At 73.0% G+C, this 25,778-nt stretch carries 23 protein-coding genes; 12 read left to right on the top strand and 11 right to left on the bottom strand.

Annotated features, from left to right (window positions below):
- The 3 genes from E1298_RS10855 to E1298_RS10845 all read right to left on the bottom strand — a co-directional run.
- A partial coding sequence (locus E1298_RS10855; protein ID WP_165975410.1) for a serine/threonine-protein kinase occupies positions 1-722 on the bottom strand: 722 nt, incomplete at its 3' end.
- An 88-nt stretch (positions 723-810) separates the two neighbouring features.
- Positions 811-5,355 carry an FtsK/SpoIIIE domain-containing protein gene (locus tag E1298_RS10850; RefSeq protein WP_131891930.1) on the bottom strand — a complete coding sequence of 1,515 codons (4,545 nt, stop codon included), beginning with the start codon at positions 5,353-5,355 and terminating at the stop codon, positions 811-813.
- A gap of 34 nt (positions 5,356-5,389) precedes the next feature.
- The gene (locus tag E1298_RS10845) at positions 5,390-5,662 is read right to left on the bottom strand and encodes a WXG100 family type VII secretion target (RefSeq protein WP_131891928.1); all 273 of its coding nucleotides are present in this window, start codon (positions 5,660-5,662) and stop codon (positions 5,390-5,392) included.
- A 113-nt stretch (positions 5,663-5,775) separates the two neighbouring features.
- Here E1298_RS10845 and E1298_RS10840 point away from each other — a divergent pair, with 113 nt between their 5' ends.
- Genes E1298_RS10840 through E1298_RS10830 form a run of 3 tightly spaced genes read left to right on the top strand, consistent with a single transcriptional unit; the run spans position 5,776 to position 8,053 of the window.
- The gene (locus E1298_RS10840) at positions 5,776-6,075 is read left to right on the top strand and encodes a hypothetical protein (protein WP_131891926.1); all 300 of its coding nucleotides are present in this window, start codon (positions 5,776-5,778) and stop codon (positions 6,073-6,075) included.
- On the top strand, positions 6,072-6,740 hold the full coding sequence (locus E1298_RS10835) for a hypothetical protein (protein WP_131891924.1): 669 nt from the start codon (positions 6,072-6,074) through the stop codon (positions 6,738-6,740). Before E1298_RS10840 ends, E1298_RS10835 begins: the two co-directional genes overlap by 4 nt.
- Before the next feature lie 5 nt (positions 6,741-6,745).
- Positions 6,746-8,053: a transglycosylase SLT domain-containing protein gene (locus E1298_RS10830; protein WP_131891922.1), complete on the top strand. Its 1,308-nt coding sequence runs from the start codon at positions 6,746-6,748 to the stop codon at positions 8,051-8,053.
- A 28-nt stretch (positions 8,054-8,081) separates the two neighbouring features.
- Here the strand turns inward: E1298_RS10830 and E1298_RS10825 are convergent, their stop codons facing one another.
- From E1298_RS10825 to E1298_RS10815, 3 genes are all read right to left on the bottom strand, one after another.
- A complete protein-coding gene (locus E1298_RS10825; protein ID WP_131891920.1) occupies positions 8,082-8,882 on the bottom strand; it encodes a hypothetical protein in 801 nt (266 codons plus the stop codon).
- On the bottom strand, positions 8,879-9,208 hold the full coding sequence (locus E1298_RS10820) for a hypothetical protein (RefSeq protein WP_131891918.1): 330 nt from the start codon (positions 9,206-9,208) through the stop codon (positions 8,879-8,881). Before E1298_RS10820 ends, E1298_RS10825 begins: the two co-directional genes overlap by 4 nt.
- A 61-nt stretch (positions 9,209-9,269) precedes the next feature.
- Entirely contained in the window at positions 9,270-9,950 is a 681-nt protein-coding gene (locus E1298_RS10815) for an FHA domain-containing protein (protein WP_131891916.1), read from the bottom strand.
- Positions 9,951-10,156: 206 nt separating this feature from the next.
- On the opposite strand from E1298_RS10815, the gene E1298_RS10810 reads away from it, so the two are divergent.
- Positions 10,157-12,553 (top strand): PASTA domain-containing protein, encoded by a 2,397-nt coding sequence (locus tag E1298_RS10810; RefSeq protein ID WP_131891914.1) that lies wholly within the window; start codon positions 10,157-10,159, stop codon positions 12,551-12,553.
- 28 nt (positions 12,554-12,581) lie between these two features.
- Here E1298_RS10810 and E1298_RS10805 read toward each other — a convergent pair whose 3' ends face one another.
- The 3 genes from E1298_RS10805 to E1298_RS10795 all read right to left on the bottom strand — a co-directional run bounded on the left by E1298_RS10805 (position 12,582) and on the right by E1298_RS10795 (position 15,762).
- Positions 12,582-13,442 carry a helix-turn-helix domain-containing protein gene (locus E1298_RS10805; protein ID WP_131891912.1) on the bottom strand — a complete coding sequence of 287 codons (861 nt, stop codon included), beginning with the start codon at positions 13,440-13,442 and terminating at the stop codon, positions 12,582-12,584.
- A gap of 253 nt (positions 13,443-13,695) precedes the next feature.
- Positions 13,696-14,154, bottom strand: a complete 459-nt coding sequence (locus tag E1298_RS10800) for a MarR family winged helix-turn-helix transcriptional regulator (protein WP_131891910.1) — start codon at positions 14,152-14,154, stop codon at positions 13,696-13,698.
- 24 nt (positions 14,155-14,178) lie between these two features.
- The gene (locus tag E1298_RS10795; RefSeq protein WP_131891908.1) at positions 14,179-15,762 is read right to left on the bottom strand and encodes an FAD-dependent monooxygenase; all 1,584 of its coding nucleotides are present in this window, start codon (positions 15,760-15,762) and stop codon (positions 14,179-14,181) included.
- A 310-nt stretch (positions 15,763-16,072) separates the two neighbouring features.
- Between E1298_RS10795 and E1298_RS10790 the strand changes: the two genes are divergently transcribed.
- The 8 genes from E1298_RS10790 (at position 16,073) to E1298_RS10755 (ending at position 24,545) form a co-directional block, all read left to right on the top strand.
- Positions 16,073-16,543, top strand: a complete 471-nt coding sequence (locus E1298_RS10790) for a plastocyanin/azurin family copper-binding protein (protein WP_131891906.1) — start codon at positions 16,073-16,075, stop codon at positions 16,541-16,543.
- 27 nt (positions 16,544-16,570) lie between these two features.
- On the top strand, positions 16,571-16,978 hold the full coding sequence (locus E1298_RS10785) for an Atu4866 domain-containing protein (protein ID WP_165975409.1): 408 nt from the start codon (positions 16,571-16,573) through the stop codon (positions 16,976-16,978).
- Between the two features lie 6 nt (positions 16,979-16,984).
- Positions 16,985-17,935, top strand: coding sequence for an aldo/keto reductase (locus E1298_RS10780; protein ID WP_131891902.1), 951 nt, complete (start codon positions 16,985-16,987; stop codon positions 17,933-17,935).
- A gap of 494 nt (positions 17,936-18,429) precedes the next feature.
- Positions 18,430-19,956 (top strand): MFS transporter, encoded by a 1,527-nt coding sequence (locus E1298_RS10775; protein WP_243725505.1) that lies wholly within the window; start codon positions 18,430-18,432, stop codon positions 19,954-19,956.
- Positions 19,953-21,017, top strand: coding sequence for an aldo/keto reductase (locus E1298_RS10770; RefSeq protein WP_131891900.1), 1,065 nt, complete (start codon positions 19,953-19,955; stop codon positions 21,015-21,017). The genes E1298_RS10775 and E1298_RS10770 overlap by 4 nt, the downstream gene beginning before the upstream one ends.
- A 673-nt stretch (positions 21,018-21,690) precedes the next feature.
- Positions 21,691-22,770: a ScbA/BarX family gamma-butyrolactone biosynthesis protein gene (locus E1298_RS10765; protein WP_165975408.1), complete on the top strand. Its 1,080-nt coding sequence runs from the start codon at positions 21,691-21,693 to the stop codon at positions 22,768-22,770.
- A complete protein-coding gene (locus E1298_RS10760) occupies positions 22,767-23,468 on the top strand; it encodes an HAD family hydrolase (RefSeq protein ID WP_131891896.1) in 702 nt (233 codons plus the stop codon). Before E1298_RS10765 ends, E1298_RS10760 begins: the two co-directional genes overlap by 4 nt.
- A 36-nt stretch (positions 23,469-23,504) precedes the next feature.
- Complete coding sequence (locus E1298_RS10755; protein WP_131891894.1) at positions 23,505-24,545, top strand: 3-oxoacyl-ACP synthase III family protein; 1,041 nt, start codon at positions 23,505-23,507, stop codon at positions 24,543-24,545.
- A 195-nt stretch (positions 24,546-24,740) separates the two neighbouring features.
- Here E1298_RS10755 and E1298_RS10750 read toward each other — a convergent pair whose 3' ends face one another.
- Positions 24,741-24,941: a DUF397 domain-containing protein gene (locus E1298_RS10750; protein ID WP_131891892.1), complete on the bottom strand. Its 201-nt coding sequence runs from the start codon at positions 24,939-24,941 to the stop codon at positions 24,741-24,743.
- Positions 24,938-25,750, bottom strand: a complete 813-nt coding sequence (locus E1298_RS10745; RefSeq protein WP_131891890.1) for a helix-turn-helix domain-containing protein — start codon at positions 25,748-25,750, stop codon at positions 24,938-24,940. The genes E1298_RS10750 and E1298_RS10745 overlap by 4 nt, the downstream gene beginning before the upstream one ends.
- Between the last annotated feature and the right edge of the window lie 28 nt (positions 25,751-25,778).

Below are 25,778 nucleotides of genomic sequence, written 5' to 3'. Positions count from 1 at the left end.
GGGTTGGGGGCGTGGAACGGGCGCCGCCCGGCCAGCGCCTCGTAGAGCGTCACGCCCAGCGCGTACACGTCCGCCGCGGGACCGGCGGGGCGCCCGGCGACCGCCTCCGGCGCGATGTAGGCGGGGGTGCCGACGAGCTGCGACGCCCGGGTCAGGACGGCGCCGTCCGCGATCCCGGCCAGCCCGAAGTCGGTCAGCAGCGCGAACGGCTCGGCGCCGCGCCGGGTGACGAGGACGTTCTCCGGCTTGATGTCGCGGTGCGTCACCCCGGCCGCGTGGACGGCGGCGAGCGCGCCCGCGGCCTGGCCGAGGACGGTGAGGAACTGGTCGGGGCGCAGCGTCCCGGCGGCCAGGACGCGGCGCAGGTCGTCGCCGTCCACCAGGTCCATCACGATCGCGAGGACGTCCCCCTCGGCCACCAGGTCCCGCACCCGGACCAGATGGGGGTGGGCGAGGCCGCGCAGGACGGTCTTCTGCCGCAGGAAGCGGGTGACCGCGTCCATGTCGTCGGCGAACTCGCCGCGCAGCACCTTCACCGCGAGCAGGGCGTCGTCGGCGCGGCGGCGGCCCTGCCAGACCCGCCCGGTGGCGCCGCTGCCGATCACGTGTTCCAGGAGGTAGAGGCTGCCCAGCGGGCTGGCGGACGAGGCCGCCGCGGTGGGCGGCAGGGTGTCGATCCGCTCCGGATCGGTGCTGAAGGCCCCGGCCTCGGCATCGGACAATGTGGCGACCTTCCCGGTGTCAGAGGGTGCCCATTTCGCTGCCGTACGATAGCCGCGCAGGCTCGGCACCTTGTGGCGCTTTGCGGAATTAGCCATACGTCGCGGTCCCCTTTCCCGACCCGGGGACGTCCGGAATGCCGCCCGCGTCGCGGACGCCGGGGACGGGTGCGTCGGGGACGGGCACCTGGACGGCGGTGAGCCCGCCCCGCCAGGCCAGCAGCCCCCGTCCCGGCGGCCAGCCGCCGCAGGTCGAGCGGGGTAGCCGGGCGTCCAGGATCTCGCCGTCCAGGTGGGAGACGGGGTTGAGCAGGATCCCGCAGCGCCCGCGCCGGATCCGGGCGAGCCAGCCCCGGTAGCGGTGGGGGGCGAGGTCCTCGGTGGTCCCGGCGGCGATGACGAGGGCGCCGCCGTCCCTGGCGGCCGCGGTCAGCCCGTCCAGCGGGCCCGCGAGGCGGTCGTCGGCGAGCAGCTCCGCGTCGTCCACGAGGACGGCGACGGGACGGCCGTCCAGCGCGTCCAAAGCGTCGGAAAGGTCCCGGGCGGGTTCGGCGGCGGTGATGACCGCCGACACCCCGGGCAGGTCCGCGATGCCGCGCAGCGGGGAGCGGCGCGGGCAGACGGCGACGACCGCGAGGGTGCCGTCGCGGCGGCCCGCGAGGGAGGTGGCGATTGCCACGAGCGCCGCGCTCCGGCCCGAGCGGGGCGGCCCGCTGACCAGCAGGGTCCCGCCCGCGTCGGCGATGTCCACGTCCACGGGGGCGAGGTGGTCGCCGCCCGCGCCGACCGTGCAGACCGCCGGTCCCGGCGGGGGCGCGGACGAGCGCAGCGCGGCCAGTTCCGCCGTCGTGATCGACTCGGGCAGCGGGTCCACGCGGTGCGGTCCCGCGGCCGGGTCCAGGCCGTCCCACCGGCGTTCCAGGGCGGTGCGGAGCCGTTCCAGCGCGGCCGTCTGCGCCGCCCCGCTCGGATCGGGGTCGAGCAGGGCGATCTGCAGTTCGACGGGGCCGGGCAGCGCCAGCGCGCGGCCGTCGGGCATCGTGGTGGGCACCTCGCGGGGGTGCAGGCCGAACGCGGTGGCCTGCTCGGCGTCGGTCTGCCGCAGCACCAGCCGGGTGGCGACGGCGCTGCCCAGCCGGTGCCCGAACCCGGCCCGGTCGGTGGACACCACGGGCAGGATCCCCACGGCCGGGCCGCGGCGCAGCAGGCCCTCCAGCGCCTCGACCAGGCGGCCGCCGTCGACGTCGGAGTAGCGGGCGGCGAACGTGTCGTACTGGTCCACGAGCAGGACGAGGTAGGCGGGGCGTTCGGCGGACGGCACGGCGGCGCGCATCTCGCCGAGCGAGCCGTACCCGCCCGCGCTGAGCATCCGCCGCCGCCGCGCCTCCTCGGCGGTCAGCAGGGCGACGAGCCGTTCGGCGCGGTCGGGCTCGTCGGCGTCCACGCGGGCACCGCAGTGCGGCAGCCCGGCCAGCGGCGCGAGGGTCCGGCCGCCGTAGTCCAGCGCGTACAGGTGCACGTCGGCGGGGCTCGCCCCGGCGGCGAGGGCGGCGGCGAGGGTCCGCAGCGCGGTGGAGCGGCCGCTGCGCGCCATGCCCGCGACGGCCACCGGGCACGACCGCTCCAGGTCCAGGACGAAGGTGCGGCGCCGCTGCCGTCCGGGTTCGTCGGCGAGCCCGATCGGGACGGCCACGGGCGAGCCGGCGGGGGCGTGCTCCAGCTCGGCGAGCGTGACCTGGGCGGGCAGCGGCGGCGGCCACGGCCCGGGCGGCGCGGCGATGCCGAGGTCGGCGGCGGCGCCCCGGACGGCGGCGACCAGCGCGGTGAGGTCGGTGGCGCCGTCGTGGCCCTGGTCGCCGGGGTCTTCGGCGGCGGGCCTGGCCGCGCCGAGGTCGGTGACGTGCCGCCGCCGGACGGCCACCGTGCCGTCCTCGCCGGGGCCGGTGGGCTCCTCGGTGCGGGGGCGGCCGATGCGGGCGCACTGCATGGTCTCCAGGTCGGCGTGGCCGGTCCGCATGTACGCGCGGCCGGGGTGGTGGCGGGACAGCCGCGCGGCGTCCGGCACCTCGATGACGTCGGTGCTGTCGGCCGGGCTGGTGACCCGCAGGCAGATCCGCAGGTTCACGTTCGCGCGCAGCTCGGCGGTCACCGCGCCGCCCGGCCGCTGCGTCGCCAGCACCACGTGCACGCCCAGGCTGCGCCCGCGCATCCCGATCCCGACGACGCCCTGGACGAACTCCGGCACCTCCTCCACCAGCGAGGCGAACTCGTCGATCACGATGACCAGGCGCGGCAGCCGCCCGCCGGTCAGCGCCCAGTAGTCCTCGATGTCCTTGGCGTCCGCCTCGGCCAGGATCGCCTCCCGGCGGCGCAGCTCGGCCGACAGCGAGGCCAGCGCGCGGTCCACCATGTGGCCGTCCAGGTCGGTGACCATCCCGACGCAGTGGGGCAGGTCGCGGCATTCGGCGAACGCGCTGCCGCCCTTGTAGTCGACGAGCACGAAGTTGAGGGCGTCCGGGGCGTTGCCGAGCGCCAGCGACGCCACCAGCGTCTGGAGCAGCTCGGACTTGCCCGCGCCGCTCGTCCCGGCGATCAGGGCGTGCGGTCCGTCGCGGCGCAGGTCGGCCACGACGGGGCCGGACGGTCCCACGCCGAGCGGCATCCGCGTGCTGCGGCCGTCCGGCATGGCCGCCCAGCGCGCGGCGATGTCGTCCGGGCCGGGATCGGGGCCCAGCCCGGTGAGGTCGAGGTGGCGGACGGCCTTCGGCATGCCGTCGTCGTCGCCGAACCGCGCGCCCAGCACCCGCAGCGGCGCGAGCGCGCGGGCCAGCTCGCCGGCCGCGGCGGCGCCGAGGCCGTCCGCGAGGACCTGTTCCGCGGGTTCCCGGTCCGGCCTGCTGACGGTGACCCGGGTCCCGGACGGGCCGGCGACCACGATCGTGGCGGCGCACTCGCCGGGCAGGTCGTTCTCGGCGCCGTCCAGGCACAGCGCGTACACCCCGGCGCCCGGGCCCTCGGCGAGCAGGTCGGCGAGCCCCGCCAGGTCGCGCAGCCGCCGCGCCCCGTCCAGGACCAGCAGGATCCGCCGCCCGGCGGGGACGCCGTCGCGCAGCCCGGCGCGCTGCTCGCCGCGCCGCTCGGCCACCAGGCGGCCCAGCTCGGCGATCCGCGCCTCCGCCTGCGCCAGGTCGGTGGCGAGCATGCGGCGGCACGCCTGCCCGGGACGGTCCGGCAGGGTGTGCGGGAGCCAGCTCGCCCATTCCCAGTCCGCGGCCGTGTCCGTCCCGGTGATCACGGTGATGCCGAGGTCGTGCGGGGCGTGCAGGACGGCGGCCTGCGCCAGCACGGCGCGGGCGCAGGCCAGCGCGGACGGGCGCGGACCGGCGATCCCCAGCACCCCGGCGGCGGCCAGGTCGATCGGGACGGGAACGGCGTGGACGGTCGGCGGCGCGGCCGCGTCCGCGCCCGGCCCGGTCAGCCTGATCGAGGCCGGACGGTCGGCCAGGCCGGCGCGGAGCCGCAGGAAGTCGGGGTCGGACGGGAGGCGCTCGAACAGCCGCCCGCCGGGCCCGGTCGCGATCCTGACCAGCGCGGCCGGATCGGGCAGCGCCGCGCGGACGGCGTGTTCCTCGGCGGCGGCCAGCTCGGCCATGCGCGCGTGGGCGGCGGCCAGGTCGGCGCGGTACGCGCGCGTCTTGTCCCGGTGGTCCTTGCGCCCGCCCCGCCGCTCGGTGGCGAAGTGGGCGACCGCCATCAGCGGCGACAGGGCCAGGAACAGCAGGTAGAAGCGCGAACCCGGCATGAACAGGTACAGGGCCCCGGCGGCGGCCAGCGGCACCAGCACCATCGCGAGCGGGAACCGCAGCCCGCGCGGCCGGTCCGGCTCGGCGGGGATCGCCACCTCCGCGCGCACGGCGGGCGGCAGGATCCGCGGCGGCCGGTTGAACCGCCGCACGCCGTGCCCGGGATCGGCGGACAGCTGCGCGTCGGCGGCCGGGACCGGGCGGGGGGCCAGCACCGTCTCCCCGATCTGGAACGTCTCGCCCAGCTTCAGCGTCGCGGCCTCGTCGATCCGGAATCCGCGCCGCACCGTCCCGTTGCGGGAGCCTGCGTCGGTGAGGGTGAACGCGCCGCTGCCGTCGGTGCGGAGCTCGGCGTGGCGGCGGCTCACCTCCGGGTCGTCCAGGCGGAGATCGCAGGCGGAGGACCGGCCGAGCAGCACGGTGCCCGAGGCGGGCAGCGCGATGCCCGCCCCGGCGGCGGGCCCGCCGATCACGGCCAGCTCCCGGTCGCCGGGCCTCCCGCCGGGCCGCACGGACGCGGCGGGGAGCGGGCCGCCGAAGCAGAGCACGGCACCGTCCCCCCAGCCCTCGCCCACCAGATCGGCCAGCGGCTCGGCGTCGTCCAGCGGTCGCGCGCCGAGGTACGGCGGGCCGTCCGTGCGCGGCGGGTGCCCGTCCGCGCCGGACGGGCCCGCCAGGACTCCGCCCGGCGAGCCCGCCAGAATCCCGCCGGACGCATCGGACGCGTCGGCCAGGGCCCGGCACAGCGCCCCGACCGTCGCGGCCGGGCCGGCCTCGACGACGACGGGCATGGACCGGCCCCACCGGTCCGCGACCGTGATCTCCCATTCCATGCCGGACGGCTCCCGGGTCTCGACTGCCGGAGGTCTAGATCTGTCCGTCCGCTGCGGCGACACGGCCGGCGAAGGCCCGCATGGCGGGCGACAGGTCGTGTTCGAGGGAGTCGCGCATGCGCTCCAGCATCGGCCGGTACTCGGCGTGCCACGCCTCGTCGAACCGGCTCGCGCTCCGTCCCTCCCAGTCCATGCTGGACACCGCCGAGGCCAGCACCCCGACCAGCCCGCCGATGACCGCGCCCTGCTCGTCCACCTTCCGCGCCAGCGCCTCGACCTGCGCCGGATCCGCCTTGACCCTGCTCATCACGTGCTCCTCTGTCTCGGGTGCAGGGCGAACGTAGGCGAGGCGGCGGGCCCCGGGGAATCGGAAGCCCTTCCCATACCGGACGGGACGCGCGCCGCCCTAGCGTCGGGCCCGTGCCGACATCGGAAGCACGCCTACGGGACCTGCACCGCACCCTCGTCCAGGCCGCGGAACGCCTGGAGCATGTGCGCGAGGAGCTGCGCCGCGAGGCCGGCGGCTCGCACGCCTACTGGCGGGGCAACGCCGCCGACACCTTCCGCGACCACATCGGCGGGCACTACCGGCTCCACCACCTCGCCGCCGCCCGCCGCCACCTGCTCGACGCCGCCGCGCTCGCGCAGGCCGCCGCGGACAGGGCCGCCGGCGGGACCGCCAACGGCGGCGCCGCGGCGCCGCGAGGGGTGATCGCATGATCGTCACGATCGACGAGCTGAGAGCGCTGCGGCGGATCGCGTACCTGAGCCTGCCGTCCTTCGTCACGGCGGGCGACACCGGGGACCTGGCCGTGGACGCGGCGGCGATCCGCGGCCTGGCCGCCCGCGACCTCGTCGCGCTGCCCGAGGCCGAACCCCTTGACGGCGTCCGGGTCGCGGGCGGCCTCCGCCGCCTGCTCGGCCCGTGCGCGTCGCCGCGGACGCTGGCCGAGATCGTGATCGAGCGGGAGCCGGGAGGCCGGACGGCCCGGTACTCGGTGGCCGCCGGAGACGCCCCGCCCGTGACCCTGCTGACCGCGCTGCCTGCCGGGCTCGGCTCCGTCGAGCTTCTCGACACCGACGCCGGGACGCTGCTGCCCCGCCTGTGCGGCCTGGACGAGGGGGCCGCCGCGACGCCGTCCAGGGTCACGCTGAGCGTGGCGCACCGGCTCGGCGAGGGCGGCCCGGACGGCCGTTTCGCGGCGGGCGAGCTGCGCTGGCTGATCGCGTGCGACGGCACCACGGCCCTGCTCACCGAGCCCGCCGGGGTCGCTGAGTCCGCCACGGCCGTCGGCGAGGCGGACGGGGCGACCGTCCCGGTGGACGTCGGCTCCCTGCGCCGGGACGTGCGCGAGCTGATCGAGGGCAAGGCGGTGGAGCTGTGACGGCCATGAGCCCAGGCGAGATCGCGGACGTCGCGGCCAAGGCCGGGTTCCGGGGACGCGACCTGGAGGTGGCCGTCGCCGTGGCGCTGGCCGAGTCCAGCGGGCGGCCCGGGAGCAACGCGGCGGGCCCGGAGGACTCGCGCGGCCTCTGGCAGATCAACAGCGCCCACTTCGGCGGCCTGGACGAGGACCGGCTGTACGAGCCGCTCTACAACGCCAAGGCCGCCCACCGGGTGTGGGAGGAGTCGAAGTCGTTCCGGCCGGACCCGTGGAACGCCTGGTCCACGTACCAGAACGGCCTGCACAAGCCGTTCCTGGACGACGCGCGGCGCGCGATCGTCCGGCACGGGCAGGCGCACGGCAAGCCGTCGCACGGCGGCGGTCCCGGCGCGGGCGGCGGGGAGAAGGCGGGGCTGCGTCCGTGGCGGGTCCCGGCGCGGCCCTTCGGCGGAGGGATGCGGAAGGTCCTGGTGGACGGCGAGCAACTGCACGCGCTGACCCGCCGCCTCACCGAGCTGCTCGCCACCGTCGAGACGACCTACCACCGCTGCCGCCGCGAGCGCGACGACCTCGGGACCCTCGACCTGGGGGACGACCTTCTGGAGAACAAGCTCCGCCATCGGCTCGACGAGGCCCTGGACGACTGGGACGGGCTGCGGCGCCTGCCCTACCTGATGAGCCGCGACATCGGCTACGTCGTCGAGGCATGGCGCAGGTTCTCGGGCGCCGACCGGGGCGAGGCCCGCACCACGGTGGAGTCGCTGATCCGGTCGCTGCGCGAGGAGCACGGCTCCAAGGGGTCCGCCGCGCATGTCGCCGCGCTGCTCCGTGCCCTGTACGGCCCGGACCGCGGCCCCGGCGTCCGCCACCACCTACCGCCGTCCGGCCCGAAACACGGCCCGAAGCACGGCCCGAGACACGGCTCGGATCGCGGCTCGGATCGCGGGGGCGGGCACAAGCCCGGCCACGGGCCAGGGCATGCGCGGCCTCACACGCCCGAGCGGATCTCGCTGCGTGGGCTCGCCGAGATCGGGCAGCGTCGTTTCAACCTGACCATCCGCGAGATGGAGCCGTTCGACAAGGTCGACCCGGTGCACGCCCAAGGGTCCTGGCACTACCGCAACCGGGCGTTCGACGCCAGCGGCTCGCCCCAGGAGATGTCCCGCTTCGCCGACTGGGTGTCCGACCACTACGGCAGGCAGCTCAAGGAGCTGTTCTGGAACGGCCCGGGCGCCCGCAACATCAAGAACGGCGAGCAGGTGGGCAAGGGCTTCGTCTCCGGCCACACCGACCACGTGCACGTGGCCATGTGACCCCAGCTCACCGCCATGTGACCCGAGCTCACCACGGCGCCACGCCGTCCCAGGGGGTCGCCTTGTCCGCGCCCTTCGCGACCTCTCCCGCAGCGTCCCCGACCTTGCCCGCCGTCCAGAGGGCGCCATCGGCGACCTTGGGGGTGAGGTTGAACTTGGCGTCCGCGATCGTCCAGGCGAGGCCGAGAGTGATCCCGGCCGGGCCGCCCGCCAGCATGACCACGCGCCCGGACACCAGCTTCGCCGCCGCCCTGGCCGCCAGCCGGGTCCCGCCGCGCTCCAGCTCCCTGGCCGCCGCGCGCCGGCCCGCCGCCGCGCCGAGGGCCTGGGCCGCCTTGGCTCCGCCGACGTCCGCACCGGCCACGGCGGTGACGCGCACGGCGCCCCTCGCCACCTTCCGGTCAGTCCCGAGATAGGGATTGGAGAGGTCCGAGATAAGGGACGGCACTTCGGCGGCATAGCCGAAAACCTTGAGGCCGGTGACCCATTTCGACAGGCCGATGACTTCCAGCTGGTATTTCAGCGGCTCCGCGATTTTCGCGCCCAAAGCGATGCCGTTGGCGATCTGGGCGAAGCGGGCGCAGGAGGCCATGCCGCGGTCCAGGCCGTCGACGCGCGCGGCGGCGCGGCCCGTCTCAGCGGCGGCGGCGTGGACGGCGGCGCGCACCCTGGCCCCCACGTCCGGCGGCATGTCCGCGCCGACGTCCAGGCCCGCCAGCCGGGCGGACGCCCTGGCGAGCACGTGGTGCAGATCCGCGACCTCGGGCGCGGCCTTGGCCAGCTCGTCGAAGTCGATGGTGATCGGACCGGCGGCGGGCGGCTTGGTCATGGCGGGGCCTCCCCGGTGAGGTCGGTGTAGCGGCGCGCCCAGCGTCCCCGGGCGGCGACGAGCTCGGCGGCCTCCTGGTCCAGCAGGCGGGCGGCCCGTCCGAGGTCATGGGAGACGTCCGACGCCGTGCGGGCGGCCCCGGCGATCCTGGCCTTGGCCTCCCGGGCGCGGCCGGAGTCCCAGTGCTCGATCCGGATCCGCTGGACGGAGCCCAGCTCCCGGGCGATCCGGCGGAGGTCGTCGGCCAGGCGCCGCATCCCCTCCGGGTCCCCCGGCGGGCGCGCGCCGATGCCGGCGACGGCCTCGGCATGGCTCATGGTCTCCATGGGCCCGACCGTACGGAACGGCCCGTCCCGGCTGAATGGGAAGCCCTTCCCAGCGCCGGGGTCAGCGGTCGCGGCGGACGCGGCGCAGGTCGTCCTTGGTGATCAGGCCGCGGGACAGCGCGTACTCGGCCAGGTTCGTCAGCGCGTTCCAGCCGGTCATGTTGGGCACGCCGGCCTCGTCCAGGCGGGTGCGCAGGTACTCGATGCGCTTGACCAGCGTCGTGCGCGGCCAGCCGAGGCGGGCAGCGGCGGCGGCATAGGTCCTCGGGTGCGGGTCGTGGCGCGGCGGCTCCTCCAGGTAGCCGGCGAACAGCGCCAGCATCGCGTCCCGGTCGGCCTGGCTGATCAGCACGTTCTCGCCGACCGCGGTGGGGTCTCCGGCGGGCGTGGCGGACTCGGCCGCCCGGTCGGCGGCGGCCTCCGGCACCTCGACCCGCAGCGTGTGGCTGCCGCGCGCCCCGGCGACGACGATCCGCGTGACGGCGTCGAGCGCCGTGCGGCGGCCGGGCACGAGCACGCTGCGCAGCCCCACCTCGTCGATGACGGAGAGCGGGTGCGCGGAGGACCGGTTGACCAGCCACCAGGCGCCGCGCTCGTGCACGATCTCGCCGGCCCGCCGGGAAATGGCGGTGTCCTCGGCGTCGAGGCAGATCGTGCATTCCGCGGACCGTCCGAAAAAGAGTCGTTCCGCCGGGTCCACGCAATAGATCCGTTCGCCGGAGAACACGGTCGCCGCCGTCATCGCCTCTCCCCCATTCCGTCCAGCCGAAAGGCCGCAGGCTCGCCCGCGAACCGGCCCCGGGATTGGGGAGCCCTTCCCACGCACTCGGCTGCGGATTTCGCCTCGGCCGTCCTATTGTCGTCCGTGGCGGCGCCGACCCGCCACCGAATCCCCTATGCCGCTCCGCCGTTCCACCGTTTTCCGCCCGCAGCCGGAAAGGATGAACGATGACCGCGTCCACCCGGGAGAGGCTCCTGCGCGGGCTGCTCGTCGTGGCCCTGCTCGCGGGCGTGGTCGCGGTCACCTTCGGCGGCGGCTACCGCGCCTCGCACGCCATGCTCGACGACGCCAGCGCCCACGTGCAGAAGAAGGGCACCGTGGTGCGCGTCAACGCCGAGGCCAAGAGCGTGGACGCGCGGGCGGTGCGCAGGCTGGCCAAGGGCGGGCAGCGCCTTGAGGTCGTCCAGATGTCCCCGGGCGTGCTGTACGTGGTGAACAACGTGACGGGCGCGGTGTGGCGGCTGCCGACCGACTCCCTCGACCCGCAGCTGGTCAGGGCCGCCCAGCGGAAGGAGGGGCCGAGGCCGCGGGTGGCGGCGGGCGGCGGCAACGCCTACGTGCTGGACCCGGACGGCCGCGTGACCCTCCTCGAAGGACCGTCCGGCAACCGCGGGGCGCAGGCCTCGCTGCCCGCCCCGGCCACCCAGCTCGTGGTGGACGGCCGGGGCACGGCTTGGGCGCTGTCCGGCCACACCGGCGAGCTCTTCGCGGTGTCCGGGGGCCGGTTCGTGTCCGGGCACCGGGTGTCGGCGGGAGGCGAGGTGGTCGCGCTGGTCCTCGCGGGCGGGCGGCCGGTCGTCTACCGGCCGGAGCGCGGCGAGGCCACCATGATGAAGGCCGACGGCACCCCGGAGCGCACCATCGGCCTGCCGCGGCAGGACCCGTCCGATGTGAAGGCGGCCGCGCCGGGCGCCGACAGCCCCGTCCTGGTCGTCGTCACGCGGCGGCTGGCCACCCTGATCAAGGCGGACTTCGGCACCGGCGCCGTCCGGACGAGCCGCCTGGCCGGACGCGAGCGCCACCGTTTCGGGCCGCCCGTGGTGTCGCGGGGCCGCGTGTACGTCCCCGACTACCGGAGCCGCCACGTAGTGGTGCACGACCTGCGCTCGATGCGCCCGACGGGCGAGCCCCGGCACGTCCAAGGGAAGGGCGGTGACGATTTCGAGTTGTTCGCCAGGGACGGCCGCGTCTGGGTGAACGACCCGGACCAGAAGGAGCTGATGTCGTTCGACCGTGAGGGCAAGGTGGTGACCTTCGCCCCGGACGACCTGAGCAACGGGCCGGAGGGCGGCCGCTCGCAGCGTCCGGCCACGGGCGTGCCCCCTGTCACGCGCCGCCCGTCCCCTGGCACCGACATCGGCGACCCGACCGGGCGCCCGAACACTACCCGCAACGGCGGCGATGACGGCGGCAGCACCGGTCAGCGCGGCGGTGACGGCCAGCGCGGCACCGGTGAGGGTGAGGGCGGGACCCCGGCCCGCGAGCCGGACGACCCGCCCCGGCCGCTGGTCGTGGTGCCGCCGGTGGTCGGGCAACCGGCCGCCCAGGCCGAGGCGGAGATCAGGCGGGCGAGGCTGCGTGCGCGGTCGGTATCGCTCCCCGGCAACTGCGTGTCGGGGACGGTCACCGCGTCCGATCCCGGTGCGGGGACGCGGGTCAAGCGGGACTCCCTGGTCGTGCTCCGAGTCTGCGGCCCGGCGCGGGTCCCGCCCGTCACCGGCCTGACGATCGACCAGGCCCACCAGACCCTGCAGAACGCGCGGTTCCAATGGCGGGACGTGCCGGGCGGCGTCGCGCAGAACCCCGCCGACATCGGACGGGTGATCGCGCAGGACCCGCGCGCGCCGCGTGAGGCGAACACCGGCACCACGATCACGCTGACGTACATCGATCCGGCGCGGGGCAGCGGGGTCGTCGTGCCGTCCGTGCAGAGCATGAACCCCGACCAGGCGTGCCAGACCCTTCAGGCCCTCTCCCTCGCCTGCGCCGGGAAGCCGGACGAGGTCACCTGGCAGACCAATGTCGTGCACGGCCAGAGTCCGAACGCGGGAACGCAGGTGCCCGCCGGAACCGGCGTCGAATACATCTACGAGACCGTCGCGCCCAGCGGGCTGAGGCGGTACAAGGCGCGCGGCAACGAAGCCCGCCATCTGAGCGTCAACGGTGCTCATCCAGGCGAGGACAAATGGGCCGACATGCAGGTCATCGGCGGCGCCTACAGCGCGGGCGAGCGCGGCGTCCCCGGCCTCGTCGACATCTACCAGTTCGTCTGCGACAGCAATTGCGGCGACCCCAAGCGCGACATCGGCCGCTACTACTCGCGCAACGCGGCACCGCCCAATGCCCGGTGGCAGGCGACCGGCCCCGCCTTCGCCTGCCTGACGGATCCGGTCCCGGGCACCAAGCCGCTGGTGACCATGCGGAGCGAGCAGCTGAACAGCTGGGCGTTCGCACCGAAGGACAGCGAGGAGTACAACTGGCACGCCGATCCCAACCACGGCGCGTACACGGAGGTAAGCACTCTGTGCCACATCTGGTTCGGTGTCGGAGGGTTCCGCGGCTAAGGGGGGTCCGGTCCTGGCCACTGCCTCGTCAGGAGGTGCGCTCCGCGCGATCGGGCGTGTCGGCGCTCCAGCTCGTCAGGAAGTTGAGCGCCTCCTCCGAGGGTGACCCCGCCTCGGCGGTGTAGGTGACCAGGACCTGGTCGGGGTCGGACGGCAGGCGCAGCGTCTCGAAGTCGAGCACGAGGTCGCCGGCGACCGGGTGGCGCAGGTGCTTGCGGCCGTGGGCTTTGTCGTGGACCTCGTGGCTCGCCCACCAGTGGCGGAAGTCCCCGCTCTTCACCGACAGCTCCCCGACCAGCGCGGCCAGCTCGGTGTCGTCGGGCCGGCTGCCCGCCTGCATGCGCAGGTAGGACACCGTCTCGCGCGCCTTGACCGTCCAGTCGTCGAACAGGTCCCGGATCTCCTGCTCCAGGAAGATCATGCGGGCCCAGTTGCGGCCTCCGGGCGGGCGCGCGGCGAAGTCGGTGAACAGCGCGCAGGCCGCGCGGTTCCAGGCGAGCACGTCCACCCGGCGTCCGACCACGTACGCCGGGACGCTCGCGCTCATGTCGAGCAGCCGCTGCAGCCCGGGGCGCACCCGCTCGGGGCGGGCGGGCCGCCGCCGCGCGGGCACGGGCTTGGCGATGTTGCGCAGGTAGGCGTACTCGTCCTCGTTCAGCCGCAGCGCCTGGGCGACGGCGTCGAGCACGGTGGCCGAGGCGTTGCGGGCCCGGCCCTGTTCGAGCCTGACGTAGTAGTCGACGCTGACGCCCGCGAGCTGCGCCAGTTCCTCCCTGCGCAGCCCGGGCACCCGGCGCTTCCCGAGGGCCGCGGGGAGGCCGACGTCCTCGGGCCGCAGGCGGGCGCGCCTGGACCGGAGGAACTCGCCGAGTTCGGTTCGCTGGTCCATTGGTCCAGTGTCACCTCTTTCCCGTCTCGGTGCCTGTCCCTGCTGAACCTAGGTAACAGAGTCCTAGGGACGTCAGGACACTGGGCAACATCTCGCCCAAGGAGGATGATTCGAGCCATGCACCGGCGGGATGATGATGAAACGCACCGATCCCGGCGGTGTCCCCGGCAATGTCCCGGCGCCAGGACCGGTGACGCAGACGCTGTGCGGGGTGTCGGCCTCTCCCCGGCATCCCGCACGGCTTTCTCCTTCGTCAGCGCGCCTTCTTGGGGCCGGCGGCCACCTCGGTCAGAACGCCGGAGCAGCGGCCGAGGTATTCGATCAGCTGGTCCGCCTCCTGTGGCTTGAACTTCGCGCTCAGCCGCAGTTCGACCTTCACCGCCTCGGCGTCCGCCTCGGCCAGCACCGACTTCGCTTTCCGCGTCAACCGGACTTCGAGGATGTGGGTGTGGATCGGATGCGGCGTCCGCTCCACCAGCCGGCGCGATTCGAGCGTGGTCAGGACGGAGGACATCGTCTGCGGGGTGACCAGGCAACGCCGCGCCAGCGCCGCCCCGGAGAGGCCGGGTTCATGCGCGAGGACGAGGAGGACCGTGTACTGCGGGACGTTGAGGCCGTACGGCCGCAGAGCCACGGTCTTGGCGGCGATGAGCTCCTGCTCGACCCGTTTGAGATGGTGGCCGAGCCGCTGCTCGATCGGAAGTGCACTCATTGTGCCATCATAGACAAGATACTACTACGGTGTCTGATTCTGATAAGAGGCATGAGCGTCCGTTCCGGCGAGCGTCGCACACAACTCCGCTCGCAATCGGTCGAGATCCCCCTCGTGGCCGTGGGCCGCGAGGTGCCCGTCCGGCCGTACGAGGAAGTAGGATGGCCGTGCACACGCCCACGCGCGCGCGCCGGACCGTTCGTCGAGATGAACCTGGGGCCACGGCGCCACGACTTCCTCCAACGCGCCACGCCACGCCGAGTCGCCCCGCGAGACCGCGACCAGCGTCCACCCTGCCGGCTCCGTCGCCGCGTCCTCGCGAGGGAAGACCCCGCCGATGCGCAGGCCGCCTCCCGGCAGGCATCCGCGCGCCAACCGGCAGCCCGACCGCTCTGACGGCTCCTGCCCGGCGCGCGCCTGCGGATAGGCGAGCCGGCGTCCGGCCATGACGGGGACGTAGTGCCGCGCCATCACGCCGGATCGGTCCAGCAGGCGGAACGCGGTGTCGCGCGCGGCGACCTGGAGCGGGTGCTTGAGCATCCAGCCGCGCGTCTGGATGTCGGTGTCCCGGACGACGCGGCGCGCCACCGCCTTGCGTTCGGGCTCGTAGGTGGAGAGCAGGCCGGGCGGGGCCTCGCCGTGGAGCACCGCCGCGATCTTCCATGCGAGGTTGTGCGCGTCCTGGAGACCGGTGTTGAGCCCCTGCCCGCCCGCCGGGCTGTGCACGTGCGCGGCGTCACCGGCGATGAACACGCGGCCGAGCTGGAAGTCGGCGGCGTGCCGCCGGTGGACCCGGAAGACCGCCTCCCATACCGGATCGACCAGCTTCACGCCCGACGGCCCCTGCTCGTCGACGATGCGCTGCAGCAGCGGAACGCTCACCCGCTGCCCCGGCGGAAGGCTGGAGAAGAAGCGGTACACCCCCTTGGGCAGCGCGACCACGACCAGCGCCCCGGCGGGCGACTGGTAGTACAGGGCCCGGTCCGGCGGAAGCTCGCCTTCGATATGCGCGTCGACGAGCGCGAACGCGTTCTCGTAGGTGGCGCCGGTGAAGGCCGTGCCCATCTGCGCGCGGACGGCGCTCCCGGCTCCGTCCGCCCCGATGACGAACCGGTGCCGGACACGTTCGACCCGGCCGTCCGCGGGGTGTTCGAGGATCGAGGTGACCGACTCGGTCGCGGTCACCTCGCCCGAGTAGTCCAGCCCGTCGAAGGCGAGCAGCCGCACGCCGCGTTCGATGGTCCCGCCCAGCGCGTGGAGGGCGCCGGTCAGCACCCGCTCGGTCTCGCTCTGCGGGAGGCAGAGCGGGGCGAGATCGCCCGGGAAGTCGAACGTCGCGAGCGGCCGGCCCGCGGAGTAGTAGTCGAAGGCGTTGATCTGAAGGCCCGCCTCGCGGGCGGCGCCGAGCGCGCCCAGGTCGGCCAGCAGATCCAGGCTGCGCGGCCAGAGCAGCAGTGCCTTGGGAAAGGGCGAGGCGGCGGGCGCCCGGTCGATCAGCCGCACCCGGACGCCGCGCCGCAGCAATTCGCAGGCGGCCATCAGCCCGGTCGGCCCCGCGCCGACCACGAGCACGTCGCCGGGCTCGTCCGCGCCGGGCACGGAAGTCATCGAAGTCACAGAACTCGTCTCGGATCTCAAAGAGCCGAACCTCCCTGCGCGGGCCATGCCCCGAACGCCAGAACTTTATGATCATACGTCCACGGATGGGCATAAGGTCTCGAATAGTCGCCTTAGTCTAAACATCGTCGCGGCGCGGCGACAAGAATCCGCACGCCCGGAAGGTGGTCACGCCAGTCCTAGGAAGCGGGAACCCAGGAAAAGCAGAACCCTGGGCACCCGTCACCGCGGCCCACATGATGGAAATGGTCAGGCGGCATCGCGCCGCTTCCCCTCACCGGCGCCGAGGAGAGGTACGGCGATGAACTCCAAGATCAGCGTCGCGGGCGCGATCGGCGTGTCGCTGTGCGCCATCGCCCTGGTCGCGTCCAGTTGCGCCGGGACACCGGACGGCGCGGGGACGCACGGCCACGGGACGGGCGGCGGTGCGGTCACGCTCGGGCCCGAGGGCGCGGGCGACCCGGCCGCCGCGGCCGGCGCGCCGGTGTTCCGGCTCGCCGCGCGGAGCGACGGCTCGCACGCCTTCGACCACGACCGGCACACCGCCTCCGGCGGCAAGATCCTGCTGGCCTTCCAGAACGACTCGGGGATCCCGCACGACATGGTGCTCGAACGCGACGGCCGGGTGGTCGGCCGCACCCGCGTGATCACCAAGGGCGAGACCCGCGCGCTGGTCACCGGGCTCACCCCCGGCCGTTACACGTTCTTCTGCTCGGTCGGAGGGCACCGGAGCGACGGCATGGAGGGGCTCCTGGAGATGACCGGCGGCTGACCTGAACCCATCGAAAAGGAGACCGACGTGTCCAGGAACCTCTCTCTCGGCGCCGGTGCCGGCGCCGCGCTCGTCACCGCCTTACTCGCCACCGCGGCGTGTTCGAGCGATGGGGACGATGCCCGGGCGGCGGCCCCGTCCGCCGTGTCCTCATCGGCCGCGCCCTCGGCGACGGCCTCCGCCGGGGGCGCGAAGCCCGCGGCGCCGAGCGTGGTGGGCACCTGGGCGAGCGACGACGGCGGGCTGCGCCTGGTGCTCAACGCCGACGGCACGTTCGTCGAGGACTACAACGGCCAGAAGGCCGCCTACGCCGGCAAGTACACCGTCAGCGGCTCGACGCTGACGCTCAATGACAAGACCGGCGTCACCGCCAACGGGACGATCAATGGCGGCTCCATCTCACTCAGCGGATCGACGCTCGCCAAGAAGGGATGACCAACCGTGCAGCAGAGGACTCTCGGATCGACCGGACTGGCCGTAGGGGCCATCGGCCTCGGGTGCATGGGGATGAGCTTCGCCTACAGTCCGGCCAAGCGCGATGACGAGGAGTCGATCCGCGTCATCGGCGCGGCCATCGACAAGGGCGTCACGCTCATCGACACCGCCGACGTCTACGGCCCGTTCACCAACGAGAAGCTGGTCGGCCGCGCCCTGCGCGCCCGCCGCGACGAGGTGGTGCTCGCCAGCAAGTGCGGGCTGGTGGTGCGGGACGGCGCGATCGTGCCGAGCGGCCGCCCCGACCACATCCGGGCCGCCGCGGAGCATTCGCTCCAGCGGCTCGGCACCGAGGTCATCGACCTCTACCAGCTCCACCGGGTGGACCCGGACGTCCCCGTCGAGGACAGCTGGGGCGCCATGGCCGAGCTCGTCACCGCGGGCATGGTGCGCCACATCGGCATGTCCGAGGCGACGGTGGACCAGCTCGCCGCCGCGCACGCCGTCCACCCGGTCGCCACCGTGCAGAGCGAGTTGTCACTGTGGAGCCGGGACCAGCTGGACAAGGTGGTGCCCTGGTGCCGGGAGCACAACGCGGCGTTCATCGCCTACTCGCCACTCGGCCGCGGCTACCTCACCGGCGCGCTGACCAAGGCCGACCAGCTGGAGGCCGATGACTGGCGCCGGGGCAACCCGCGTTTCCAGGCCGAGACGATCGCGCGGAACCAGCGCATCCTCGCGGCCATCGACGACGTCGCCCGGGCGCGGAGCGCCACGAAGGCCCAGGTGGCGCTGGCCTGGGTGCTCGCGCTCAGCGAGGACATCGTGCCGATTCCGGGCACCAGGCGCCTGATCCATCTGGAGGAGAACCTCGCCGCGGCCGACCTGCGTCTCACCGACGCGGATCTCAGGGCACTGGACCCGATCGCCGACCACGTCGTCGGCGACCGCTACTGAGCCCCGGGCCGCCTGCCCGGCCTGCGGCGAGCCGTTCGCTCATACCCCGGAGTGAACGGCTCGCCGCGACCCGGCACGAGGTTCCGCGTTGACGGCCCGGGGCGGCACCGGAGTGAGCCGGTGCCGCCCCGGTGCCCTTCACACGGATCGCGCTCCCTCTCCCGGAACGCCATCCGCCGGAACCGCGCGTCAGCGGCACGCCGCGACCCGCCTCCCGTGACCGGCCCTCACGATACGAGGCCATATCTCGATCAGGCAACTTATCATTTAGCGCGACTCGGCGGTCCGAATACCGCATGAACTTGAGCTCGTTCACATACGGCTGAAGGCTATCCCCACATCGGGTATTCACCCTGCGCTGGCTTGCACCCCGACTGTAAGAGAGCTTATAGTCTGTCGGCAACTGATGGTAGTTCGTCCTCATAGAGAGGCGCTCTGGCCGTATGTCTGCCGGCACGGAAACTGAAATTCTCAAACCCAGACCGCAGGAACGGGTGCACGCCGTTCCCACCCTGGCCGCCATCGCCCTCGCGAGCATCACGCTCCCGCTCACCGTGACGGGCCCGGCCGTCGCCCTTTCGGACATGGCCGCCGACCTCGGCTCCAGCGTGGCCGCGGCCCAATGGGTCCAGAACGCCTACGGCGTCACCTTCGCCGCCTGCCTGCTGGCCGCGGGCGGGCTCGCCGACCGCTTCGGACGCCGCCGGGTGCTGCTGAGCGGCCTGATGGTCTTCTGCCTCATGTCGGTGGTCTGCACGGTGGCGTCGAGCATGCTGCTCATCGACATCGCGCGGGCCGTCCAGGGCATCGGCGCGGCGGGCGTGCTGACCAGCGGCGCCGCGATCCTGGCCGCCTCGTTCCAGGGGCCCGCCAGGGCACAGGCGTTCGGCGTGCTCGGCGGCTCGTTCGGCTGCGGGCTGGCGCTCGGACCGCTCACGGCGGGCGCCCTGGTGAGCGCGGGGAGCTGGCGCGCGGTCTTCTTCGTCAACGTGGTGATCGGCCTGGTCGTGCTCGCGCTGGCCCGCTTCATCCCCGAGTCCCGCAACCCCGCCGCCACCAAGGTCGACTGGGGCGGCGCGGCCACCTTCAGCGGCAGCCTGGGCCTGCTCGCCCTGACGTTCGTGGAGGGGCCCGAAAGCGGCTGGGTCACCCTGCCCACGCTCGGCGCGCTGGCGGGCTCGGTCGCGCTGATGGCCGCGTTCGCGGTCGTCGAGCTGCGGGTGGCGCACCCGATGTTCGACCTGTCGCTGTTCCGCCGTCCGACGTTCATCGTCGTGGTGTGCCAGCCGTTCACGATCACCTTCGGCTTCGTGGTGCTGCTGGTGTACCTGCCGCCCTACTTCCAGGGCGCCGGCGGGCACTCGGCGACCGAGGCCGGGGCGCTGCTGCTCCCGCTGACCGTGCCGGTCTTCCTCGTGCCCCTGGTGGCCGGGCGTATCGCCGCCAAGGTCCCGCTGCGCGTGATGCTCGCCGCCTCCTCGACGCTGATCGCCGCCGGCTCCCTCTGGCTGATGACCCTGCGGCCCGACTCGTCGTGGGCGGAGCTCGCCGGTCCGCTGCTGGTCTTCGGCATCGGCGTGGGCAGCGCGTTCGGCGTCATGGACAACGCGGCGGTGAGCGTCGCGCCGGTCGAACGCGCCGGCATGGCCTCCGGGATCTTCAACACGATGCGCATCACCGGCGAGTCGGTCGCCATCGCGGGCGCCGCCGCCCTGCTGGCGAGCCTCACCCTGCGTGACCTGAACGACCGCGCTCCCGCGCTTTCGGGGAACGCGCGGGCCCTGGCCGGAGAGGCCACCCAGGGCCGCATCGAGGGAGCGCTCGACGCCGTGCCCGCCGACCGGCGGGAATTCGCGCTGGACGCCGCCGCGCACGGCCTCACCTCCGCGATGCACACCGTGTTCCTGGTGCTGGCCGTGCTCGCCCTGCTGGGCGCCATCACGACCTACGCGGTGATCCGCGACCGAGAGCTGGACGACTCCGCATCCACGGATCCGCAACAAGGGAAGGAACCGCAATGAGGTACCGCTACATGGGCGACACCGGCCTGATGGTGTCAGAGCTCTGCTACGGCTCATTCAACTTCGGCGGCAACGCCCCGTTCCTAGGGGCCCCCGACAGGGACTGGGCCGAGTTCGGAACGGTCGAGGAGCAAGAGGTCTTCCGGCTGGTGAACACCGCGCTCGACGCGGGCGTCAACTTCTTCGACACCGCCGACGTCTACAAGAACGGGATGGGCGAGCAGTTCCTCGGCGTCGCGCTGAAGAACGTGCGGGACCGGGTCGTCATCGGGACGAAGGGGCGCTGGCGGATCACCGACGACCCGAATGACCTCGGCTCGTCGCGGCACCACCTCTTCGCCGCGGTGGACAGCAGCCTGCGCCGCCTGAACACCGACTACATCGACATCTACCACCTGCACGGCTTCGACCCGCGCACCTCGCTGGAGGAGACCCTGCGGGCGCTGGACGACCTGGTCAGGTCGGGCAAGGTCCGCTACCTCGGCGTGTCCAACTTCGCGGCCTGGCACCTGATGAAGGCGCTGTCGGTGTCCGAACGCCGCAACTTGGCCCGGGTCGTGTGCTACCAGGGCTACTACAATCTCGCCGCCCGCGAGCTGGAGCGCGAGATCGTCCCGTTGGGCGTGGACCAGAACGTCGGCATCACGGTCTGGTCGCCGCTGGCCGGCGGCTTCCTCACCGGCAAGTACAAGCGCGGCGAGGGCCGTCCGGAAGGCAGCCGCCTCTCCAACGCGACCGCCGCCGAGTCCGCGCCGCTGACCGATGAGGAGCAGGCCTACGACATCGTCGACGCGCTCGCCGACATCGCCGGCGAGCGCGGGGTGACGGTGCCCCAGGTCGCGCTCAACTGGGTGCTGGCCAAGCCCGGCATCACCTCGGCGGTGGTCGGCGCCAGCAAGCCGAGCCAGCTTGAGGACAACCTGAACGCCATGGACTGGACGCTGACCACGGACGAGGTCGAGCACCTCGACAAGGTCAGCGAGACCCCGGCCCCCTACCCCTATTGGCACATCCGGACGGTCGGCACCGACCGCAGGCTTCCGGGCGACGTCTACCCCTGATAGCGCATCCCCATCACCGGCCGACCCGCGGGCGGGACGCATCGCACAGCCGACGAGTCCCGCCCCTGGTCGTGCCCATTTCCACAGCCTGCTTGTGCTCCCCCGCGCCGGTCCCAGCGAAAAGGCGCACGCCGCTGAGCCGCATGCCGAAGGCCCGGCGCGACGGCACGTCCGCCGCTGAACTCCGGCGTGCCATGAAAGCGCGCGGCGCGCCCGGCGCCGCCAGAACATCGAACGACCGTGAAGCCCCGACGCCCTCCGGCCGGTCCGAGGCCGCGGCAACGCCGAGCCGTGCCTGATCCACGTCGGTTCCCGCTCATCCCGATGGCCGCCGGCCGCGAATGAAGAGGACGGCGCGACCCGCGCGCCGGAAAGGATCGCTTCACTGCACACGATCGAACTCGGGCGGGCCGGGCCCGGCGGTCCCCGCCCGAGGACCAGGGGATCCACCTCGGCCGGGGGCCGCGCCTGATCCAGCATTCACGCCTCGCCCGGAGAGCCGCCATTCCCCGCGGACCGGGCATTTTGGCGACCCATTTTATTGACCATTCAAAAACGGCGACTCTCTGGATGCAATTCCGTTGACAAGCCCTTCGATAACTCAATAGCCTTATCCGGCAAGATCATTCGATAGCTGATGCCGTCACCATGGTCGATTGGAGAGGATGACACCATGGCAACAACGAAAATCAGCCCGCACACGACCGAGCTCGAATTCGCGCGCACCATTGACAGGACGCTGGTGCACCGTGAATCGCTCGCCGAGGTATTCCTGACCGACAGCCGCCGGCTCGACGAGGACACCTATGCCGTGGCCGCGTTCCTGCCCCGCTCCCACGCCTACTACGGCGACCACCTGCTCAGCCCCGCCACCTACGATCCGATGCTGCTGCTGGAGGCCTGCCGTCAGGGGGCGATCCTCGGCGCGCACCTGCACTACGACGTGCCGCTCGACCACAAGTTCGTCCTGACCCGCCTGTCGATCCGGATCGACCGGCCGGAACTGCTCAGGGTCGGCGCGAAGCCCCGCCGGATGACGATGGTCGTCTCGGTCCGCCGCCGGATCCGCGACGGCCGCGTCACCGGCGGCGACTACACGATGCGGCTGGAGATCGCGGGGGTCGAGGTGGGCACGGCCGGCATCGGCATGCGCTTCAAGTCCCCGGAGGACTACCTGGCCATGCGGTACCGCGACCGTGACGGCGGGCCGCTCCGGTCGACGTCGGTCCTGCCCGTGCAGAGCCCCGGCACACCGGTCGCTCCCCACCTGGTCGGCCGGGCCTCCCCCGAGAACGTCGTGCTTCTCAACGGCAGGGCGGAACACTCCGGGGCGAGCGCGCTGCTGCGGCTAACGGCCAACCACCCGAGCCTGTTCGACCACCCCCAGGACCACGTCCCGGGCATGGTGCTCGCAGAGGCGGCCCGCCAGGTCGTGCACTACGGCGCCCTGGAGGTCCGCGGCCTCTCGGCGGTCAAGACCTACCTCACCGAGCTGACCGCCACGTTCAGCGCGTTCGGCGAACTGGAGCGCGACATCACCCTGCACTCCTCCATCAGCGCGCCGGTGACGGGGTCCGCCGATCCTGAGGACGGCATCACCTACACCGCCGCCGGACCCGGGGAGATCGGGAGCGGCGCGGACGACTCGACGCCGACGCCGCTGTACTCGGTGATCTCGGACGTCGACGTCCGGCAGACCGGCCGGTCGATCTGCTCGGTCGGCTGCGTGCTCACGGGGGTCCACTGCCGATGAGCACGCGCGCGCCCGCCCCGGCAGCGGCCGCGTTCTTCGACGTGGACGAGACACTCGTCCGCTTCAAGAGCATGTTCCGCTTCCTGCGCTACTTCCTGGAACAGCGGGGCGAGCCCGCCGGCACCTACGAGCGCCTGACAGGCGAGCTGCACGCCGCGGCGGCGAGGGTGCCGCGGGCCGAGGTCAACCGGCGGTACTACCGGCTGTTCGCCGGGCAGGACGCGCGGCGGCTGGCCCAGGCGGGCGCCTCCTGGTTCGACTACGAGTCGGTCAGCGGCTCGCCCTTCCTGCCCGAGACGCTGCGCGAGTACCGGCGGCACCAGGCGGAAGGGGCGCTCACCGTCCTGCTGTCCGGCTCGTTCTTCGCCTGCCTCGACCCGATCGCCGACGCGCTGGGCGGCCGCTGCTGGGCGCTCGGCACCCGGCCGGTCGTCCGGCGCGGCACGCTGACGGGCGAGGTGCTCACCCCGCTGATCGGCGTCGCCAAGGGCCGGGCGGCCCGGGCCACCGCGGCGGTCCGCGACCTGGACCTGGCCCGGTGCAGCGCCTACGGCGACCACGCCACCGACCTCCCTTTCCTGGAGGCCGTGGGCGACCCGGTCGTGGTCGGTGACGACCCGGTCCTGATGGAACGCGCGGTCCTCGGGGAATGGCGCAGGCTGCGCCCCGGGACCGCTCCCGCGCGGCGGCCGGTCTGACGTACGGCCAACCCAAGAACTGGAGTGACCCCTTCAATGGTTTGCATAGGCATTCTCAGCACGGGCTCCTATCTGCCCGCGCGCGTCGTCGGCAACGACGAGATCGCAGGTTCGGCCGGAGTGTCGGCCGAGTGGATCGTCCGCAAGACCGGCATCGCCGAACGGCGGCGGGCCGCCACGCACGAAGCGTCCTCCGACCTCGCGGCGACCGCCGCCCTGCGGGCACTGGACCAGGCCGGGCTGTCGCCGGCGCAGGTGGACTACGTGGTCGTCGCCACGTCCACGCCCGACCATCCCCAGCCCGCGACCGCGAGCATCGTGCAGCACCTGATCGGTGCCGAGAGCGCGGGCGCCTTCGACATGAACGCCGTGTGCAGCGGCTTCGTGTACGCGTTAATGGTGACCGAGCGGCTGCTGCGCGGCGACGGCGGCGGCGGTTACGGTGTGGTCGTCGGCGTCGACATCTACTCGCGCATCCTCGACTACTCCGACCGCAGGACGGCGGCGCTCTTCGGCGACGGCGCGGGCGCGGTCGTGCTCGGCCCGGTGTCCAACGGGGCCGGGCTGGCCGACGCGCTGCTGATGAGCCGGGGCGACCTGCACTCCCTCATCCAGGTCCCGGCGGGCGGGAGCCGCCTTCCGGCGTCGGAGAGCACGCTGGAGCAGGGCCGGCACTTCTTCACGATGGACGGGCGGGGCGTGCGGGACTTCGTGCGCGAGCAGTTGCCCGGCGCCGTCCGGGAGCTGCTGCGGCGCGGGCGGGTGCGGGCCGACGAGGTACGGCACTTCATCCCGCACCAGGCGAACGGCGCGATGCTCGCCGACCTCGTGCCGACCCTCGGGCTGACCGCCGCGCACACCCACCTGACCGTCGACCGGTACGGCAACACCGGGGCGGCGTCGATCCCGATCACGCTGGACGCCGCGTACCGCCGCGGCTCGATCGGCCCCGGCGACCTGGTCCTGCTGGCCGGGTTCGGCGGCGGCATGTCGGTCGGCGCGTCGCTCGTCCGCTGGACGAGCGCGCGCCAGTCCCCGCCCGTCCCGGCACCGGCCATCGCACAGAGCGTCGCCTAGGCCATCACCGTCCCGGCGGTCCCGGCGCAGAGAGCGCCGGAACCGCCGGGCGCGGCGCGCCGTGGACGTCGTGCCCGTGGGGCGTCAGTCGGAATCCCTCTGGTGCGGCCGGGCAACCGTGCCGCGTTGCAGCCTCCCGTGCTGGACATGCCAACGGCCCCGTTCCAGGGGAACGAGGCCACAGGCTTGGGCCGGTTAGGCGTTGAGGTCGTCCGCCTTGATGCGGCTGACGAGCTGGGCGAAGCTCGCCGGGGAGAGATTGAGGTGTCCGAGATCAGGGGTCTTGCTGTCACGTACGCCCACCACACCTGACAGGGCCGCGACCTCTACGCACTCCTGACCGCCGGTACCGCCGGTACCGCTGCGGCTGGACTTGCGCCACACGATTTCGCTCACTGCATGGCCTCCATCACCTTAGTGATCAGACTCCGTGTGGAGTCTCGCGACAGGGCGTCAGCCCCGATTCGCTCGTAACGTACACGGTACTCGGGGAGCTTCGCCGGATCAGAGACCAGTCGACCTCCTGCAACAGCCTCGGACCAGGCATGTTCACCCTTGGAAGTCGTGAGCAGCGTAAATGATCCATCGATGCCGGGATGGGCGCCGAGGGACCTCGGAACCACTCGGATCATAGTGTTCCGCTTGTGGCTCAGGCCCAACAGATGAGCGAGTTGGGCGTGCATGACCTCGGGTCCACCAACCGGATCCCAGAGGACGGATTCCTTGATCAGAACCCACAGATTCGGAGGCGGATCCTCGACGAGGATCTCTTGCCGAGCAATGCGCTCTTCCACCGCGCGGTCGATGTCGTCCACGACCTGACCGCCCACGAGCAAGGCACGAGCATATGCGGGAGTCTGCAACAAGCCATGCAATGCGAGCGCGGAATATGGCTTGACGGTGCTGGCCTGGCGTTCGTAGCGCGTGTACGCGTCGAACCAGTTTGGATCATGGGCCGACTCGGCATACCGCCGAATCCGGGCGAAGTGTCCCCGAGTCCTCCAAAGCCGGTCAAGAATTTCGGCCTTGTCCAGAGGGAGCTTTGTGGTAGCCGATTCGTAATTCGAAACCGTAGAACCATCAACCTCCAATATCTCGGCTAGCTGGGTCTGTGACAGGTTGCGTTCAAGGCGCCACACTCGCAGGTCAGCGGCTAGCCAGTGCCACGGGTTGTTGTCTGGATCAAGCGTGTCCGCCTTCGCCATTCAAGATCCTTAAGCTTGAAGTTCTTTA

This window comes from Actinomadura rubrisoli (genome assembly GCF_004349215.1).
Taxonomy (GTDB): Bacteria; Actinomycetota; Actinomycetes; order Streptosporangiales; family Streptosporangiaceae; genus Spirillospora; species Spirillospora rubrisoli.
Note: the sequence above shows the minus strand (reverse complement) of the source record. Positions and strands in the feature narration are given on the sequence as shown.

Excerpts from the sequence above, each read along its gene's own strand:
- E1298_RS10850 (WP_131891930.1), bottom strand. The coding sequence starts at position 5,355 with ATGGAATGGGAGATCACGGTCGCGGACCGGTGGGGCCGGTCCATGCCC.
- E1298_RS10845 (WP_131891928.1), bottom strand. The coding sequence starts at position 5,662 with ATGAGCAGGGTCAAGGCGGATCCGGCGCAGGTCGAGGCGCTGGCGCGG.
- E1298_RS10835 (WP_131891924.1), top strand. The coding sequence starts at position 6,072 with ATGATCGTCACGATCGACGAGCTGAGAGCGCTGCGGCGGATCGCGTAC.
- E1298_RS10830 (WP_131891922.1), top strand. The coding sequence starts at position 6,746 with ATGAGCCCAGGCGAGATCGCGGACGTCGCGGCCAAGGCCGGGTTCCGG.
- E1298_RS10825 (WP_131891920.1), bottom strand. The coding sequence starts at position 8,882 with ATGACCAAGCCGCCCGCCGCCGGTCCGATCACCATCGACTTCGACGAG.
- E1298_RS10820 (WP_131891918.1), bottom strand. The coding sequence starts at position 9,208 with ATGGAGACCATGAGCCATGCCGAGGCCGTCGCCGGCATCGGCGCGCGC.
- E1298_RS10815 (WP_131891916.1), bottom strand. The coding sequence starts at position 9,950 with ATGACGGCGGCGACCGTGTTCTCCGGCGAACGGATCTATTGCGTGGAC.
- E1298_RS10810 (WP_131891914.1), top strand. The coding sequence starts at position 10,157 with ATGACCGCGTCCACCCGGGAGAGGCTCCTGCGCGGGCTGCTCGTCGTG.
- E1298_RS10805 (WP_131891912.1), bottom strand. The coding sequence starts at position 13,442 with ATGGACCAGCGAACCGAACTCGGCGAGTTCCTCCGGTCCAGGCGCGCC.
- E1298_RS10800 (WP_131891910.1), bottom strand. The coding sequence starts at position 14,154 with ATGAGTGCACTTCCGATCGAGCAGCGGCTCGGCCACCATCTCAAACGG.
- E1298_RS10795 (WP_131891908.1), bottom strand. The coding sequence starts at position 15,762 with ATGACTTCCGTGCCCGGCGCGGACGAGCCCGGCGACGTGCTCGTGGTC.
- E1298_RS10790 (WP_131891906.1), top strand. The coding sequence starts at position 16,073 with ATGAACTCCAAGATCAGCGTCGCGGGCGCGATCGGCGTGTCGCTGTGC.
- E1298_RS10770 (WP_131891900.1), top strand. The coding sequence starts at position 19,953 with ATGAGGTACCGCTACATGGGCGACACCGGCCTGATGGTGTCAGAGCTC.
- E1298_RS10765 (WP_165975408.1), top strand. The coding sequence starts at position 21,691 with ATGGCAACAACGAAAATCAGCCCGCACACGACCGAGCTCGAATTCGCG.
- E1298_RS10760 (WP_131891896.1), top strand. The coding sequence starts at position 22,767 with ATGAGCACGCGCGCGCCCGCCCCGGCAGCGGCCGCGTTCTTCGACGTG.
- E1298_RS10755 (WP_131891894.1), top strand. The coding sequence starts at position 23,505 with ATGGTTTGCATAGGCATTCTCAGCACGGGCTCCTATCTGCCCGCGCGC.
- E1298_RS10745 (WP_131891890.1), bottom strand. The coding sequence starts at position 25,750 with ATGGCGAAGGCGGACACGCTTGATCCAGACAACAACCCGTGGCACTGG.